Origin of the sequence: Pseudomonas nunensis (genome assembly GCF_024296925.1) — a bacterium.
GTDB lineage: Bacteria > Pseudomonadota > Gammaproteobacteria > Pseudomonadales > Pseudomonadaceae > Aquipseudomonas > Aquipseudomonas nunensis.
This window is the reverse complement of the sequence record NZ_CP101125.1, coordinates 4,664,542-4,680,284: the sequence shown is the minus strand read 5'-3', so window position 1 is coordinate 4,680,284 and position 15,743 is coordinate 4,664,542. Positions and strand designations below refer to the sequence as shown.

Sequence of the window (15,743 nt, the reverse complement as noted above, 5' to 3'; positions counted from 1 at the left end):
ATAGGGCTGGCACGCGGGTCGAGTTATCGTAGCGAACCGGTTGTCGGCCCAGGCCAGGACAATCCCTCGACAGGAGAACGCAATGAGTTGGTCCGCCAAACAATACGTCGCTTTTGAAGATGAGCGCACACGCCCGGCCCGCGACCTGCTCGCAGCGATACCGCCCGTGGACGCGCGCACAGCCGTCGACATCGGCTGCGGCCCCGGCAACTCCACCGAGTTGTTGGTAGAGCGTTTCGACAATGCCTTGGTGCGTGGCGTAGACAGTTCGACCGACATGATCGACGCCGCCCGCAAGCGTTTGCCTGACGTGCAGTTCGACACCGTTGACATCGGAACCTGGAACGATAGCGGCCCGTTCGACGTGATATTCGCCAACGCGGTGTTGCAGTGGTTGCCTGATCACGCGGCGCTGTTGCCTTCGTTGGCATCCCGACTGACCAAGGGCGGCAGCCTCGCGATCCAGATGCCAGACAATCTCAATGAACCTTCCCACCGTTTAATGCGCGAAGTCGCCGCCAATGGCCCGTGGGCCGGCAAATTGGCGGACGCTGCCGGGCAGCGCACGGAAATGGCCAGTGCCAGTGCTTACTACTCGATGCTGCGGCCGCACTGCAAGCGGGTCGATGTGTGGCGCACGACCTACCATCATCCGCTGGCAGGTGGGGCTTCGGGAGTGGTGGAGTGGTTCAAGGGGAGTGGGTTGCGGCCGTTTCTTGATCCGCTGGATGAAGGCGAGCGGGCGGAGTATCTGAAGCAGTATCTGGCGGCGATTGAGCAGGCTTATCCGGCGCTTGAGGACGGGACGGTGTTGTTGCCGTTTCCGCGGTTGTTCATCGTCGCAACGCGGTGAAAGCTGAGTGAATCAATCATGCGGCGAGCACTGATCTTGTGGCGAGGGGGCTTGCCCCCGCTGGCCTGCGCAGCAGGCCCTCTTTTGGGGTCGCTTCGCAACCCAGCGGGGGCAAGCCCCCTCGCCACAGAGTAATCAGTGTTCGGTTTAACTGAGTATCAACACCCAACCCCAACCAACATCATCATCGGCCGCTCACGCTCCTCCGCCAACGCCGGTTGCGCCGCCACCTGCGCATCCGTCGGCCCCCATTCGTTGACATGCTGAATCGTGAACCCCGCCGCAATCAAGGCATTCAACAAAGTCCCAACCGTGCGGTGCTGCTTGATCACACCCTCAGCCAGCCAATGAGTCACCCGCTCGCCTTCGAACTGATAACTGTCCAGTGGCCAACGCTTGCGACCTTCGCCATCAATCAACCAACCCGGATTACGCGGCGCCATGAAGATTGGATGCTCGATGGAAAACACAAAGCGCGAACCGGGTTTCAAGGCTGCGTGGATATTTTTGAACAGGCCGGACAGATCCTTGATGTAGTGCAATGCCAGCGAACTGTAAGCCAGGTCGAAGCTGCCAGCGGGCAGATCAAGCTGCTCCAGATCGGCGCGCGCATATTGGATGTTGGCGGCGGAGGTCGTTTTACGCGCCTGCTCCAGCATCTTCTCCGACACATCAAGACCAAGCACGCTGTCAGCACCTTGCTCACTCGCCCAACGGCTAAACCAGCCGTAACCGCAGCCGAGGTCCACTACCTTCAAACCTTTCATCGGCGGCAACATGGACTGCAGCGCCGGCCATTCAGGCGCGGCATCCAGTCCACCGATGGAGCGGCCCATCTGGCTATAACCCTGGAAAAACTCCGGATCGTCGTAAATGTTTTGCGTCATGTTCGGGTTGCTCTATTGAGTTCGTCACGAGCGGCACGAGTTGCCGCCGATTGGTTTCCCTCGAAGAGTGATAGCGCGTATTCGTTGATGGCCGCGCAGGGGGAGGGGATTAGAGATGGGAGAGATGCTAGCGGGACGAGCACGGAAGGGAAATGGCGTGTGCGTTGGGGATTTGTAAGCACTGCGCCGGTTAATGCTGATCAATTAAGGCATGAGCAGCAAAATCCCTGTGGGAGCGAGCTTGCTCGCGATGACGGTTTAACATTCAACGGATGAACTGCCAGCCAGTCCGCTATCGCGAGCAAGCTCGCTCCCACAGGATTGCGCGTTTGCTGATCGAGATTGGCCATCCAGGCAAACGAAAAAGGGCGCCCCGAAAGGCGCCCAATCTAACCGTCAGAACTATTCCGCATCCAAGCGTCGAGCAATCACGTCCAGCACATCGCAACCATCGCGCAAAGGCACGCAGCAGAGCAATGCGAAATCGCTGAGGACCACCGAATCAGACGTGATGTCACCGCGCATCGCGAGGTTTTCAAGCAGCTGTGTCACGGCCCGGATTCTGTAACTGGCCGTACTGAGCAGCGAATGCAGCGGTTGTGTCGTGTTGACGAACAGTGAAGGTAGATCGTCGGCGTTGCTGGTTAAAGCCATGTATTCGTTCATGAGTGATTACCGGTTGTAGGTTAAAGACCTACCACTCAATCGTCGCCAAACAAAAGGGTGGTAGCTGTACGCGGGTTGGCGAACCGGACAACGGTAAAACCGGCAGACCCGAAGATCTCCCACGCACAGCCACCAAAAAAAGCGCGGCAAAATGCAGTCAGAAAAAGCTCCGAAATTCCGGAGTTTTCTGGGTCGTTGTCATCGAGTCGCCAAACCCGATACGCCATTTAGGCGTGGATCGGACTATAGGACTCATGACAAAGACACTGCAATCCGCAAGTCTACGGACAATTCCTAGAGTAGTGTAGGACGTTGCTATTTCGAGAGTTGGCCTCAGCAGAGCCCCGAATTATGGGCCGTTGGCTCTCCATTGAACGGGTGTTTGTAGGCTGCTCAAAGGGGAAGGATTAAATCCCGCCCACAAAAAAACCGGCCACCAGGACCGGTTTTTTTCTATCTCTACATCCCCCGTCAAAAAACCTCAACGTGAGACCACAATTCGATTGGAGCGGGTGAAGGGAATCGAACCCTCGTTATCAGCTTGGGAAGCTGGAGTAATGCCATTATACGACACCCGCTCAGAGCGGCTGACTTTGTACCAGATGTGCGCGTGGATTTGAAGTTTTTCTTTATGCGCGCTGCATTTAGCACGGGGTGACACGAAGGCATGGATCGCGTGATGGCCATTCGCGGGCAAGCCTTGCTCCTACAGATGCGCTGGGGAGTGGGCTTGCTCGCGATGACTCTGTTTCAGATTGCCAGTGCATGGTGGTCCTGGACGTAGTGGTAACGCGGTCGGCTGGCGTATTGCTCGGGTTTCAGGAAGCCCAGCAATGCGTTTTGGCTGTCTCGGCAGGCGGCTTTGTGTTCCATGTCGAGAAAGTGCCCGGTGGCTTGCAGAGTGCTGAAGGTGGCGTGTTGCACATGGTTGGCGAAGAGCCGGGCGCCGTCGGCGGCGGTGTATTCGTCCCATTCGCCGTTCATGAACAGCACCGGCACGTCGATTTTCTCGGCAGCCTTGAGGAAGCACTGGCGATCGCTGTGCAGCAGGTCGCTGATGTGGAAGTGCATCTGCCCGTATTCGTGCTCGGCCAGGTTGCTGACGTGGCGATAGTTGAAGCGTTTGAACAGCGACGGCAGGTGTTTGCCGATGGTGCTGTTCACCAGGTTGCCGACCCGGTCGCCGTCGCGGCTGCCGAGGTAGTCGACGCCACGTTCCAGGTAGTCGCGCATGTGCTCGTTGATCTCCGGGGAGAACGAGCTGATCACGGCTTTTTCGATGCGCCGTGGCCGTTGGGCGAGGGCGACCAGGGTCGCGGCGCCACCCCAGGAAAACGACAGCACGTGTTCGGCGGCGAAGTGGTCGATCAGCTCAAGGAGGATCTGTCCTTCGACTTCCTTCGTAAGCAGTTTCTCGTGCAGGTTGTGGGCTTTTGACTTGCCCGCGTAGGGCTGGTCGTAGCACACCACATTGAACTGCGGATGAAGGTTTTTTACGGTCTGAGCAAACGACGCAGTCGTGGCCATCGAGCCGTTGACCAGAATAATGGTCTTCTCTGCGGCGTCTGCGCGATAGAACTCCGTGTAAACCCGATACTGACCCTGTATATCCAGCACAGCGATTTCTGGCCTCATGTCATAAGACTCCTGAGCAAGCGGGTATGCGCGCAAATGAGATTGCACGAGCTTTGTGACAGGTAGGCATACGCCTGGAATTTGGAGGCCCATGTCGATCCGGTAAGGCAGGTCGACGGGTATTGTTATTGGCGGGCAGTCTGCCGGTGGAATGCGGAACCTGAGGGTTCCTGACCGGCAAAAAGTTTCTTAGAAGTATATTGTGACTCATCGGTCACAATCTGGCCGACGTCCTGATTCAAGCAGGGGCGACGGCATCGCGCAAGTGTCATTCGTAAATTGTTAGACAACTTCTGCTGAGCGGTCGCCTGCTTAGATCATTTGAATCTCTTCGGTGCGCAAAGGGCGGTACTCGCCCGGTTTTAGCGCGTTATCAAGCAGCAGCGGGCCCATGCTTTCGCGGTGCAGGCGCAGCACCTTGTTGTCGAAATGGCCGAACATGCGCTTCACCTGGTGATAACGTCCCTCGACGATGCTCAACCGCGCCGACTTTGTTCCGAGCAAGACCAGTACGGCGGGTTGCGTGGTGAGATCCTCGAAAGCGAAGTACAACCCTTCGTTGAAGGTGATTGCATACTCCGGGCCGATGTCTTGTTCGGTCTCGACGTAATAGACCTTGGGCAGCTTGGTTTGCGGTTGGGTCAGGCGTCGCGACCAGCTGCCATCGTTGGTGATGATCATCAGGCCGGTGGTGTTGAAGTCCAGGCGACCGGCGATGTGCAGGTCATCCTTGTCCGGTTCGTGGATCAGGTCGAGCACGGTCGGGTGTTGCGGATCGCGGGTTGCGCTGACGCAGCCGGGCGGCTTGTTCAGCATGAAGTAGCGCGCCGGTTTGCCGACTTGCAGCACTTCGTCGTCGACTTCGACGCAACTGAATTCGAGCACTTCGCTATGAGGATCGCTGACGACTTTTCCGTCGATGCGCACGCGTTTTTCCACCAGCAACAGACGAACCTGCTTACGGTTGAAGCGCGGCAGGTTGCTGAGGAAACGGTCTACACGCATCGGTCAGAAATCGGACGGAGAAGGGACGCGCATCTTACGTGATCGGCCGGGAGGCTGCTTGCAGCTGCGCTTCGACTTGGGCGCAACGCGGGCACAGGCAGGAGAGGTCGCGCAGTTCCGCCGGCAGTGCTTCAAGGACCGCCGGGTCGATGCTGACGCCGTAGCACCAGCAGGCGCGGTCGGCGGTTCGTGGGTCGGCCAGGCTGCAGTCGTTGGGAGCGCCGCAGGCCGGGCAGTGGTCAGGCTGGTTCATCAATAATCAGTCATAAACGGAGTGAGGCATTTCCACGCAGGTGCGATTGCGGCCAGCTTGTTTGGCCCGGTACATCGCATGATCGGCCCGGGACAGCAACGTATGCAAGGTCTCATCCGGTTGCAGGGTGGTCAGACCGATGCTGACGGTCAGACGTAGCTCCTTGCCGTTGTAGGCATAACGCTGTTTTTCCACATGCTGGCGAATTTTCTCAGCGATTTTCTGACCGGTCTCACCGTCGGTGTCCTTGAGCAGCACGATAAATTCCTCACCGCCCCAACGGCAGACGATGTCGGAATGCCGCAGGCAGCTTTCCAGGTCCCGGGCGAAACCGATCAGCACCTGATCACCTGCGAGGTGGCCGTGGGTGTCGTTCAACACTTTGAAATGATCAAGGTCCAGCAGCAGCGCCGTCAGCGGTTTCGGTTCGCGCTGGGCTTCGTGCATGGCTTGCGCCGCCAACAGGTCGAAGCCCCGGCGATTGGGCAGTTCGGTCAGGCTGTCGAGGATGGCCTGGGCCTGGATCTTGCCCTGATAGCGTTTGATGACCCGGTTCAGCAGCACCAGCACAATCGAGGTGACGAGCAGGCAGATCAGCAAGTTGAGGTACAGCGACTGGCGGATTTCACTGAGGGCGCCGTCTTCGCGTTTATCGACGAACAAGTACCAGTTCAGCTCCGGAATAAACCGCACGTTGAGGAAATGTCCCTGGCCGTGGACAGAATATTCGTAGCTGCCGCTGTGGGGTTTGGGCAACTGGCTGACCAGGCCTTTCATGCTGTCGAGATCGCCCAGGCTCCGGCCGGCCCGCGCACCTTCGGGACCGCCCTCGGCGCCGGTGAGCACCAGTCGGCCAAAGGTATCGACGAAGTACACGCTGCGTTGATAACGCTGCTGGTACTTGTCGATCAGCTTGATCACCGCATCCACCGTCAGGCCGACGCCGGCCGCGCCGATGAAGCGTCCGTCGTAGTCGTAGACTTTGTAGTTGATGAAAAACGTCAGGTTGTCCTTGTTGGCCAGGTCCGGGTCGACGTTGATCTCGTAGGGTTCTTTCATGTCGCGAACGCGGAAATACCAGGCGTCCCGGGGTTCATCGATCTTGACCTGTTTGAGCACACCTTTGGCGTGGTAGTAGGTCAGGCTGCTGTTGGAAATGAAAAACGCGGTGTAGGCGCCGTAATGGGTCATGACCTCATTGAGGTAGCGAGTCATCTGGTCGGGGTCGTGCTCGCCGTTGACCACCCAGTCGCGCATGAAGGTGTCGCGGGACATCATCGAGGAAATCAGGATCGGTCTGACAAGGTCTTTCTGGATTTCCGAATACACCGTGTCGGAAGTCAGCGGCAGTTCGGTATTGACGATGTTGTCGCGGATCGACGCTCGCGAGGCGTAGTAGCTGAGAAACGAAGTGGCGAGGAAACCGGCGCCCAATAACGCAATCAGCGTGAGGACCAACGAACGTTGGGAATACAGCGGCGAGCGAAGCGGCATGGTGGTTCCGTTGGCAATAACCCGATGGCATGCATTCTAGTGGGATGGCGGGGAAATAACTGCGGGATTTGTGGGGTGAATCGGCAAGGATCAGAGGCGGTATTGCCTGGACTGGCGCCCTCGCGGGCAAGCCTCGCTCCTACAGGGGGCGCGTAATCCTGTAGGAGCGAGGCTTGCCCGCGAATCGAAAGATCAACGCCGATCTGTCAGATAAGCCCGCCACCCGCCGAGATGACTGATATCCACTGCGCCTTCAAGCCCATACGCCTCACAAATGAACCCGCTCTCCCAGCGCCCATCCGCCAGTTGCACCTTGCCCAACCCCAGCGGCGCTGGAATCCCGGTCAGGAACGAGCCCAATTCACTGCTCGGCAATTCCCAGACTTCCACCGCAATCGCCACGCCACCGTCCTTCACCCGCACCATCCCCGGACGAAACGGCGGGCCACCGGCCAGCGCGTACAACTGATAATCCGGCGAACTCAACGTCGATTCGACCAACCGCGCTCCACGCTGCTTGAGTTGCCAGTTCAACGCCAACCCCTCCAGATGCGCACCACATACCACCAGTCGTGCGTAGTCATGCCGCGCAACCGTGGTCGGTGCAAGCGAAGCCAAGCCTTGCTGACGCTGCAACCCATCCGCCACGCTCAACAAATATTGATCGGTAAACGCCCGGCCAAACAACGTCACGCCCCACGGCAAGCCGTTGCCCATGAACCCGCTGGGCACGGCGACGGCGGCGTAGTCGAGCAGGTTCATGAAGTTGGTGTAGTAACCCAGTTCCGAATTGCGCAGCACCGGTTCTGCTGCCAGTTCCGCCAAGGTCACGGGGCGGCCGATGGTCGGTGTAAGCACGCAATCCAGACCTTCCAGCGCTTGGTCGCACAGGGCTTTCAAGGTTTGGAGTCGATACTGCGCGCGGAAGGTTTGCACGCCGGTTACTGCCGGGGCCTTGGCCAGTACCGCGCGAATCACCGGCAGCACCGCTTGCGGGTTTTGCTCCATCAACTCGCCGGCCACGCTGTAGCGTTCGGCCACCCACGGGCCTTCGTAAAGCAACTGCGCGGCTTCGAGGAACGGCGACAGATCCAGCTCCACCGCTTCGCCGCCCATGGCTTTGAGCTGGTCGATGGCATCACCGAACAGCAACGGGCCTTCCGGGCAGCCGAAAAACTCCAGATCCTTGGCGCGGGGCACGCCGAAACGGAAGGGGCGCGGTGCACCGAATGCCGAGCCGTCATTCCACAGTGGATTGCTGCGGCTGTAGGCGTCCCGTGGATCAAGACGCGCGGTCAGCGCCAGCAACTGACTGGCTTCGCGAGCGGTCGCAGTGAAGGTCGTGACGCAATCCAGCGTGCGACAGGCCGGCACCACGCCGCCGGTTGAGATCAGCCCTTTGGTAGCTTTCAACCCCACCAGATTATTCAGCGCCGCCGGCACCCGACCGGAGCCCGCCGTGTCGGTCCCAAGAGAAAAACTCGCCACGCCCAACGCTACCGCCAACGAAGACCCGGCACTGGAGCCACCCGATGGATACTCCGGCAACACGCTGTTCGGGCACGCGCCATACGGCGAGCGACTGCCGTTCAGGCCGGTGGCGAACTGGTCGAGATTGGTCTTGCCCAGCGGAATCGCCCCCAGCGCCAGCAACTGCTCGACGATGGTCGCCGAACGCTCTGGCACATAAGCGAACGCGGGACACGCGGCAGTGGTGGGAATGCCTGCGAGGTCGATGTTGTCCTTGATCGCAAACGGCACGCCGTACAGCGGCAGGCTGTTGAGGTCGCGGCCATCGAGCGCGGCGAGGTACGGTTCCAGTTCCTCGACGCTAAGCAAATGGATGAACAGGTGATAATCCGGGTTCAGCGCCGCGGCTTTGTCGCGCAGGCTCAGCAGCAGTTGCCGAGGCGTGATTTGACCGTCGCGATAAGCGCTGCGCAGGGCGTCGAGTTGCAGATTGAAATTCATGATTCGATCCTTTTCAAAATGAGTTCAGTCGAGGTCCAGCACCACGACCCGCTGCCCGGCGCGCACCGCCGAACCCGGTTGCACACGAATCTCCCGCACCACTCCGGCCATCGGCGCGAGCAACGGGATTTCCATCTTCATCGACTCCAGAATCACCAACACATCCCCGGTCTCGACCCGCGCGCCGGTCTCAACCTGCACCTGCCAGAGGTTGCCGGCGATGTGGCTATCGACACTCTGTTGACCACTGGCCAGCGGCGCGTCTTCGGTGGTTTCGGGGACCAGATCCTCGCTGTCGAAATGCGCCTGGCCGCTGGCGATCCAGCGTTCGCGTTCGGCGTTGAACGCGCCTTTCTGCTGATCCCGAAACGCGGCAATGCTCTCGGCTTCTTTGGCCAGAAACCCTTGGTAATCCGCCAGGTTCAACTGGCTGTGCTCGATGTTCAGCTCGAAGCGCCCGAGAGGAAAATCCCGGCGAATGCGCAGCAATTCATCGGCGCTCACCGGGTAGAAGCGAATCTGATCAAAGAACCTTAGCAGCCACGGTTTGCCGTCAAACGCGGCGACCTCGCGGTAGCGATTCCACATCTGCAACGTGCGGCCAACGAACTGATAACCGCCGGGGCCTTCCATGCCGTACACGCACATGTACGCGCCACCGATGCCCACCGAATTCTCGGCGGTCCAGGTGCGCGCCGGGTTGTATTTGGTTGTCACCAAGCGATGGCGCGGATCGAGTGGGGTGGCGACCGGTGCGCCGAGGTAAACGTCGCCCAAACCCATCACCAGATAACTGGCGTCGAACACCGTGCGCTGCACTTCGTCGAGGTTCGGCAGGTCGTTGATGCGGCGGATGAACTCCAGGTTACTCGGGCACCACGGTGCGTCCTTGCGCACGGTGGTCATGTATTTTTCGATCGCCAACTGACACGCCGGGTCGTCCCAGGACAGCGGCAGATGCACGATGCGCGACGGCACTTGCAAGTCCTTGGCGGCGCACACGGCGTCCCATTCACCGGCGATGATGCCGAGTAGATCGGTGAGTGGCAGTTGCTCGGGTTGGTAGTGCACCTGCAGGGAGCGGATGCCGGGCGTCAGGTCGATGACGCCGTGCAGGTGTTTGGTTTCCAGGGCTTGCATCAGGGCGTGGGCGCGGAAGCGCAGGACAAGATCAAGCTCAGGGGCGCCGATTTCCAGCAGCAGATGAGTGTCCCCCGACAACCTCGCGACCAGCCGCGTATCGTCCTGCCCAATATCCAAAACCACAGGCGACTGAACCCCCTGTGGGAGCGGGCTTGCTCGCGAAGGCGTCATGTCAGTCGATATTAATGTGTCTGATACACCGCTTTCGCGAGCAAGCCCGCTCCCACAGGGGGCATCCCATTTCAGGGCGAGAGTTCGGGCGGTCTTGAGATCAACCGGTTGGAACTGCACCTTATCCCCAGCCTTAAGCTGCCCCAACTGCCAAAGATCCGCCTCGATCACCGTCACCGGACACACAAACCCACCCAGGCTCGGACCATCCGGCCCAAGGATCACCGGCATATCCCCAGTGAAATCCACCGCCCCAATCGCATACGGATTGTCATGAATATTCGACGGATGCAGACCCGCCTCACCACCATCCGCCCGCACCCATTCCGGCTTCGGCCCGATCAATCGCACACCGGTGCGGCTGGAGTTGAAATGCACTTCCCACTGCGTCGCAAAGAAAGTGCCGATGTAGTTTTCGGTGAAGTACTCAGGCGCGCCATGCGGGCCGTAGATCACCCGAATCTGCCGCACGGCAGGCAACTCAGCGACTTCAGATAGTTGCGCCCCGACGCTGCGATCACTCAACGCCGGCACATGCAACACATCCCCGGCCCGCAGCGCCCGCCCGCCGTGCCCGCCAAACTGGCCAAGGGTGAAGGTACTTTTGCTGCCCAGATAATCCGGCACCTGCAACCCGCCGCGCAGGCACAAATAACTGCGGGCGCCAGCGCCTGCGATGGTGCCGAGGCTTAGCGTAGAAGCTGCCGGAATCAACAGCGCAGTGTTCATCGGCACAGCTTCGCCATTCAACGTCAGCGGAATCACAGCACCGGTCACCGCCACAACCGCTTCGCAATTGAAGCGCAGCAACGGCCCGCTCATGGTGATTTCCAGCGCGGCCAAACCTTCGTCATTACCGAGCAGGCGATTGCCCAACCGCAACGCCCGACTGTCCATCGGCCCCGATGGCGGCACGCCGACCGCCCAGTAACCGACGCGCCCCGGATAATCCTGAACGCTGGTCTGCGTACCGGCGCTGAGCACTTCAAACGTATTGGCCTGATACACCAGACCTTCCAGGCACCGCGTCCACGGCTGACCGCTGGCGAAGGGCGCATCGAGCACAATCTGCCGCAGATAATTGCGGTTGGTTTCCACCCCGTAGAGCAGGCTGTCGCCCAACACCCGGTGCAGATCGGCAGCCGCTTCATCGCGGGTTGGCGCCCAACTGATGACCTTGGCAATCATCGGATCGAAGTACGGCGGGATCTCGCAACCGGCTTCAACCCACGTATCGATGCGCAGTTTTTTGCCGTCGGCGGCGGGGAAGTTCACCGCCGTCAGCAGGCCCGGACTTGGTTGAAAATCCCGGCCTGGATCTTCGGCATACAGCCGCGCCTGAATCGCATGACCGTGCGCTTTCAAACCTCTACTCAATTCATGCAGCGGCGGCAAATCACCCGCCGCCAGCTCGATCATCCAGCGCACCAGATCCACGCTCCACACCTGTTCGGTGACGCCGTGCTCCACCTGCAAACGCGTGTTCACTTCCAGGAAATAGAAGCGCTGGTCTGCGCTGTCGAAGACAAATTCCACAGTCCCTGCGCTGCGGTAATTCACCGCTTTGGCGAGTTTGATCGCTGCCAGGCACAGCTCCTCCGCCATGCCCTCGGGCAGGTTCGGCGCCGGGGTTTCTTCGAGGACTTTCTGGTTGCGCCGCTGCACTGAGCAGTCGCGCACGCCGAGGGCAATCACCTCGCCGCGACCGTCGCCGAACACCTGCACTTCCAGATGCCGCGCGCGCTGGATGTACTTCTCGATGAACACCCCGGCGTCGCTGAAATTGTTCTGGCCCAGGCGTTTGACCGCCTCAAAGGACTCGCTCAACTCGGCAGCGCTGCGGCACACGCGCATGCCGATGCCGCCACCGCCGGCGGTGCTTTTCAACATTACCGGATAGCCGACTTGTTCACCGGCAATCAGCGCCGCCTCGAGGCTGTCGAGCAGCTCGGTGCCTTCGAGCATCGGCACGCCGTGTTGTTTAGCCAAGGCGCGGGCGGTGTGCTTGAGGCCGAACACCCGCAGTTGCTCTGGCGTCGGGCCGATAAAGGCAATGTTGGCCGCTTCGCAAGCTTCAGCGAAGGCAGCGTTTTCCGAGAGAAAACCGTAGCCGGGATGGATCGCCGTGGCGCCGGTGGCTTGGGCGATGGCGAGGATTTTATCCACCGCCAGATAGGTGCCGGCAGCGGCACCTTCACCGAGGCTGTGGGCTTCATCGGCTTGCAGAATGTGCAGGCTCGCGGCATCGGCTTCGGAATAGACGGCGACACCCTGGACCTGCAATTCACCGAGGGTGCGCAGGATGCGGCAGGCTATCGCGCCACGGTTGGCAATCAGGACTTTTTCGAACATGGCAAAACCCCCGGAGGCGATAACGCATCAGCCTCGACCTGGGATGCGGGCCGTCCCGCAGTTTTTCGATAGGCGCCGGGGTCGTCCCCGACGGCAAAATCACTTCTCTTTAAAAACACCATCGAACCCCTGTGGGAGCGAGCCTGCTCGCGAAAGCGTCAGCACATCCACCATTGATGTCGTCTGATGCACCGCTTTCGCGAGCAGGCTCGCTCCCACATTGGATTTAGGGTGTTCTTACTTTTTGAGGCACTGCCCGGAACGCGCCTGGCACAGGGCAAACAACCACTTACGCAACCGCGCTATTGTCAGTTCCATACCAGCAACTCCGCAGGTGTCGGGTTGTATGCATTGCACGGGTTGTTCAGTTGCGGGCAGTTGGAAATCAACACGATCACATCCATCTCCGCCCGCAGATCCACGTATTTCCCCGGCGCCGAAATTCCGTCTTCAAAGGTCAGCCCACCATCAGCGGTAACCGGCACATTCATGAAGAAATTGATGTTCGGCCCGATGTCTCCTTTACCCAATCGCCCGTCATGCACACAGGCCCGCAGGTAGTTGTCGCGGCAGCTGTGCATGTAGCGTTTTTCCAGCGCGTAACGCACGGTGTTGCTCTCTTGCGCGCAGGCGCCGCCGAGGGTGTCGTGGCGCCCGCAAGTGTCGGCGACGATGGTCAGCATCGGTTTGCCGAGGTTGGAATACAGCACGCTGCCGGTGCTCAGGTAGACGCTGTTCTGCCGGCGCAGGGTGCGTTGCACGTCGTAGCGTTCCTTCGGGTTGGCGACGCTGTAGAACAAGGTGTCGATGGCTTGGTTGCCTTCCAGGTCGAGGATGCGCAAGGTCTGGCCGGCCTTGACCTCCATCAGCCAGGGTTCGCCGGCGGGGATGGTGGCGCGGTAGATCGCGGTTTCTGGCTGCTGGGTTGCAGTAGCGATGGCAAGTGACATGGCAGCGATCCTCAGGCGAACAAACGGTCGGTGTTGATAAAGCCGCGCTCGTTTTCCGGGCGCGAGGTGCGGCAGTGTTCGGCGACGCTGGCGTCGGCGTTCATCCAGCTCAGCTTCAGCGGTTTCGGTGCGTACTCCGGCGACGGATCCATCGGATGTTGCAACGCGGTGAGCACCACCAAAGTGTCCATCGGTGCGTACAATTCGATGTAGTCGCCCGCCTTGGAGTTGCCCTCGACGAAGTGGAAACGCCCGGCCTCATCGACATTCACGCGGCTGAACAAATTGAGCGTCATCAGCAAATCCGAAAGTCCCAGACCCCGCTTGCCCAGCTCCACCAACAGGTTGTCGGTGCCGTTGCGGAAGAAGCCGTTGCGCAGTTCCTGATAGCGGCCGGCGCCGTATTTTTCCGCGACTTCTTCAGCGCACAACACACCGCCGAGGCTGTCGCTCCAGCCGCAGGTGTCGGCGGTGATCGCAGCCAATACGCGGCCCATGTCCGAGTACAAACAATGGCCGGCGGTGAGCTTGGCGGTGTGTTGGCATTTGAGGCTGTCGGGCAGGTTCAGGCGTTCGGTTTTTTCGTTGGCGTTGAGCAGCGTCAGGCTGACGTTGGCGCCGCCGCGCAGGTCGGTCAGGCGCAGCAATTGGCCGCGTTTCAATACGAAGGAGCGATGGCCGCCGCCGGGGAGCATTTCTTCGGCGAAGGGCGGGAACAGTTGGGTCGAATCAGTCATGTGCAAAGTCCTCTTAAGCGGTACGAAGCGTGCCTGCCAGCTCAGCCGGCAAGGCATCGACGGCGGCGCGAGTGGCGCGGCGGTCGCTGTTCAAAGGGATGTCGTAGGTGATGCGTGCGCCATAGGCGCCGGGGGCGTGCGGGTCGACGCGGACCTTGTCGAACACCAGCAAACGGGTGCCGAGGCTGAAACCTTCGGACAAGTCATGGGTGACCATGAACACCGTCAGTTGCGTCTCGCGCCACAGCTCCAGCAGCAGGACGTGCATGTCTTTGCGGATGCCCGGATCGAGGGCGCCGAACGGTTCGTCGAGCAGCAACACGCGCGGCTTCATGATCAGCGCCTGGGCGATGGCCAATCGTTGCTGCATGCCGCCGGAGAGCTGCGCCGGGTACTTGTCCAGCGAGTGGCCGAGGCCGACTTTGTGCAGCAGCAACGAGGCCTGTTCGCGGGCGTCTTTTTTCGCGTTGCCGAACAGGCGTCCAAGCAGTGGCGAGCGCGGCAGTTCGAGGCCGAGAGCGACGTTGTCCAGCACGGTTAAATGAGGGAACACCGAGTAGCGCTGGAACACCACGCCACGGCTCGAATCCGGTTCGCCGGCCAGGGCCTGGCCGTCGAGCAGGATCTCGCCGCGACTGGCTTTTTCCTGACCCAGCAGCAAGCGCAGGAAGGTCGATTTGCCACAACCTGAAGCGCCGACCAAGGTACAAAACTCACCTTCATTGACGTTCAGATTCAAGCCTTCGAGCACCACTTGATCGGCGTACTGCTGCCAGACGTTTTTCACCGTGATAAAGCTCATGCGCGGGCTCCTTCATACCAAGGGAACGCACGCTGAGTCAGACGCTTCAAACCCCAATCCATCAGCCAGGCGAGCAGGGTGATCCAGACCACGTAAGGCAAAATCACATCCATCGCCAAATAGCGGCGCACCAGGAAAATCCGGTAGCCGAGGCCGTCGGTGGACGCGATGGCTTCGGCGGCGATCAGGAACAGCCACGCCGAACCGAGCATCAGCCGCAACGAGATCAACAGCCGTGGCAGCAATTGCGGCAGCACCACCCGCAGCATCAAGGTCCAGGTCGAAGCGCCCAACGTCTGGGCCTTGATCAGCAACTCGACGGGGATTTCCCGGGCGCGTTGTTCCAGGTCACGGGCCAGCGCCGGGGTGATGCCGATCACGATCAGCATCACTTTCGACAACTCGCCCAGGCCGAAGACGATGAACAGAATCGGCAGGATCGCCAGCGGCGGCACCATCGACAACACCGTCAGCAGAGGCGACAACGGCGCGCCAAACAGCGGCAAGGTGCCGGCCGCCATGCCCAGGCACAACCCGGCCAGCGCGCTGATGCCGAGACCGATGGCCAGCCGACGCAGGCTGGAGGCGCTGTCTTGCCAGAGCAGGTAATCGCCGGTGCGGCTGTCGGCAACGAAAGCCAGGCGTTTCACCGCGTCGGTCATTTGCACGGCGCTGGGCAGCAACTTGTCGTTAGGGTTGTCCGTCAGCCGCTCGGCCGAGCCCAGGAAGTAGGCGAGCAGCACCAGGGCGAACGGCAAGATCACCAACAGCAAGCGACTCGGGCGATCCGGGTGGCGATTGATCAGGCGCATGGCCAGGTCCTC

Annotated in this window: 13 protein-coding genes and 1 tRNA gene; 1 reads left to right on the top strand and 13 read right to left on the bottom strand. The window is 60.3% G+C overall.

Annotation, left to right across the window (positions count from 1 at the left end; genetic code table 11):
• Positions 1–82: 82 nt before the first annotated feature.
• Positions 83–853 (top strand): trans-aconitate 2-methyltransferase, encoded by a 771-nt coding sequence (gene tam, locus NK667_RS20475; RefSeq protein WP_054615886.1) that lies wholly within the window; start codon positions 83–85, stop codon positions 851–853.
• A 158-nt stretch (positions 854–1,011) separates the two neighbouring features.
• Here the strand turns inward: tam and NK667_RS20470 are convergent, their stop codons facing one another.
• The 13 genes from NK667_RS20470 to NK667_RS20410 form a co-directional block, all read right to left on the bottom strand.
• Positions 1,012–1,740 carry a class I SAM-dependent methyltransferase gene (locus NK667_RS20470; RefSeq protein ID WP_054615885.1) on the bottom strand — a complete coding sequence of 243 codons (729 nt, stop codon included), beginning with the start codon at positions 1,738–1,740 and terminating at the stop codon, positions 1,012–1,014.
• A 402-nt stretch (positions 1,741–2,142) separates the two neighbouring features.
• Complete coding sequence (locus NK667_RS20465) at positions 2,143–2,406, bottom strand: hypothetical protein (RefSeq protein ID WP_054615884.1); 264 nt, start codon at positions 2,404–2,406, stop codon at positions 2,143–2,145.
• Between the two features lie 504 nt (positions 2,407–2,910).
• A tRNA-Gly gene (locus NK667_RS20460) sits at positions 2,911–2,984 on the bottom strand.
• A 172-nt stretch (positions 2,985–3,156) separates the two neighbouring features.
• Positions 3,157–4,041 carry an alpha/beta fold hydrolase gene (locus NK667_RS20455; RefSeq protein WP_054046765.1) on the bottom strand — a complete coding sequence of 295 codons (885 nt, stop codon included), beginning with the start codon at positions 4,039–4,041 and terminating at the stop codon, positions 3,157–3,159.
• 312 nt (positions 4,042–4,353) lie between these two features.
• Positions 4,354–5,046, bottom strand: a complete 693-nt coding sequence (locus NK667_RS20450) for a pseudouridine synthase (protein WP_054615883.1) — start codon at positions 5,044–5,046, stop codon at positions 4,354–4,356.
• Between the two features lie 34 nt (positions 5,047–5,080).
• A complete protein-coding gene (locus NK667_RS20445; RefSeq protein ID WP_054046760.1) occupies positions 5,081–5,299 on the bottom strand; it encodes a cysteine-rich CWC family protein in 219 nt (72 codons plus the stop codon).
• 6 nt (positions 5,300–5,305) lie between these two features.
• A complete protein-coding gene (locus tag NK667_RS20440; protein ID WP_054046758.1) occupies positions 5,306–6,793 on the bottom strand; it encodes a sensor domain-containing diguanylate cyclase in 1,488 nt (495 codons plus the stop codon).
• 192 nt (positions 6,794–6,985) lie between these two features.
• Positions 6,986–8,764, bottom strand: coding sequence for an allophanate hydrolase (gene atzF, locus NK667_RS20435; RefSeq protein WP_054615882.1), 1,779 nt, complete (start codon positions 8,762–8,764; stop codon positions 6,986–6,988).
• A 24-nt stretch (positions 8,765–8,788) separates the two neighbouring features.
• Positions 8,789–12,430 carry an urea carboxylase gene (uca, locus tag NK667_RS20430; RefSeq protein WP_054615881.1) on the bottom strand — a complete coding sequence of 1,214 codons (3,642 nt, stop codon included), beginning with the start codon at positions 12,428–12,430 and terminating at the stop codon, positions 8,789–8,791.
• Positions 12,431–12,738: 308 nt separating this feature from the next.
• A complete protein-coding gene (locus NK667_RS20425; RefSeq protein WP_054615880.1) occupies positions 12,739–13,380 on the bottom strand; it encodes an urea amidolyase associated protein UAAP2 in 642 nt (213 codons plus the stop codon).
• A gap of 11 nt (positions 13,381–13,391) precedes the next feature.
• Positions 13,392–14,117, bottom strand: a complete 726-nt coding sequence (locus tag NK667_RS20420) for an urea amidolyase associated protein UAAP1 (protein WP_054615879.1) — start codon at positions 14,115–14,117, stop codon at positions 13,392–13,394.
• A 13-nt stretch (positions 14,118–14,130) separates the two neighbouring features.
• Entirely contained in the window at positions 14,131–14,919 is a 789-nt protein-coding gene (locus NK667_RS20415) for an ABC transporter ATP-binding protein (RefSeq protein WP_054615878.1), read from the bottom strand.
• Positions 14,916–15,731: an ABC transporter permease gene (locus tag NK667_RS20410; protein WP_054615877.1), complete on the bottom strand. Its 816-nt coding sequence runs from the start codon at positions 15,729–15,731 to the stop codon at positions 14,916–14,918. The genes NK667_RS20415 and NK667_RS20410 overlap by 4 nt, the downstream gene beginning before the upstream one ends.
• Between the last annotated feature and the right edge of the window lie 12 nt (positions 15,732–15,743).

Coding starts and splice junctions, on each gene's coding strand:
- NK667_RS20465 (WP_054615884.1), bottom strand. CDS start 2,406: ATGAACGAATACATGGCTTTAACCAGCAACGCCGACGATCTACCTTCA.
- NK667_RS20445 (WP_054046760.1), bottom strand. CDS start 5,299: ATGAACCAGCCTGACCACTGCCCGGCCTGCGGCGCTCCCAACGACTGC.
- NK667_RS20440 (WP_054046758.1), bottom strand. CDS start 6,793: ATGCCGCTTCGCTCGCCGCTGTATTCCCAACGTTCGTTGGTCCTCACG.
- NK667_RS20420 (WP_054615879.1), bottom strand. CDS start 14,117: ATGACTGATTCGACCCAACTGTTCCCGCCCTTCGCCGAAGAAATGCTC.
- NK667_RS20450 (WP_054615883.1), bottom strand. CDS start 5,046: ATGCGTGTAGACCGTTTCCTCAGCAACCTGCCGCGCTTCAACCGTAAG.
- NK667_RS20470 (WP_054615885.1), bottom strand. CDS start 1,740: ATGACGCAAAACATTTACGACGATCCGGAGTTTTTCCAGGGTTATAGC.
- NK667_RS20455 (WP_054046765.1), bottom strand. CDS start 4,041: ATGAGGCCAGAAATCGCTGTGCTGGATATACAGGGTCAGTATCGGGTT.
- NK667_RS20410 (WP_054615877.1), bottom strand. CDS start 15,731: ATGCGCCTGATCAATCGCCACCCGGATCGCCCGAGTCGCTTGCTGTTG.
- NK667_RS20415 (WP_054615878.1), bottom strand. CDS start 14,919: ATGAGCTTTATCACGGTGAAAAACGTCTGGCAGCAGTACGCCGATCAA.
- atzF (WP_054615882.1), bottom strand. CDS start 8,764: ATGAATTTCAATCTGCAACTCGACGCCCTGCGCAGCGCTTATCGCGAC.
- NK667_RS20425 (WP_054615880.1), bottom strand. CDS start 13,380: ATGTCACTTGCCATCGCTACTGCAACCCAGCAGCCAGAAACCGCGATC.
- uca (WP_054615881.1), bottom strand. CDS start 12,430: ATGTTCGAAAAAGTCCTGATTGCCAACCGTGGCGCGATAGCCTGCCGC.
- tam (WP_054615886.1), top strand. CDS start 83: ATGAGTTGGTCCGCCAAACAATACGTCGCTTTTGAAGATGAGCGCACA.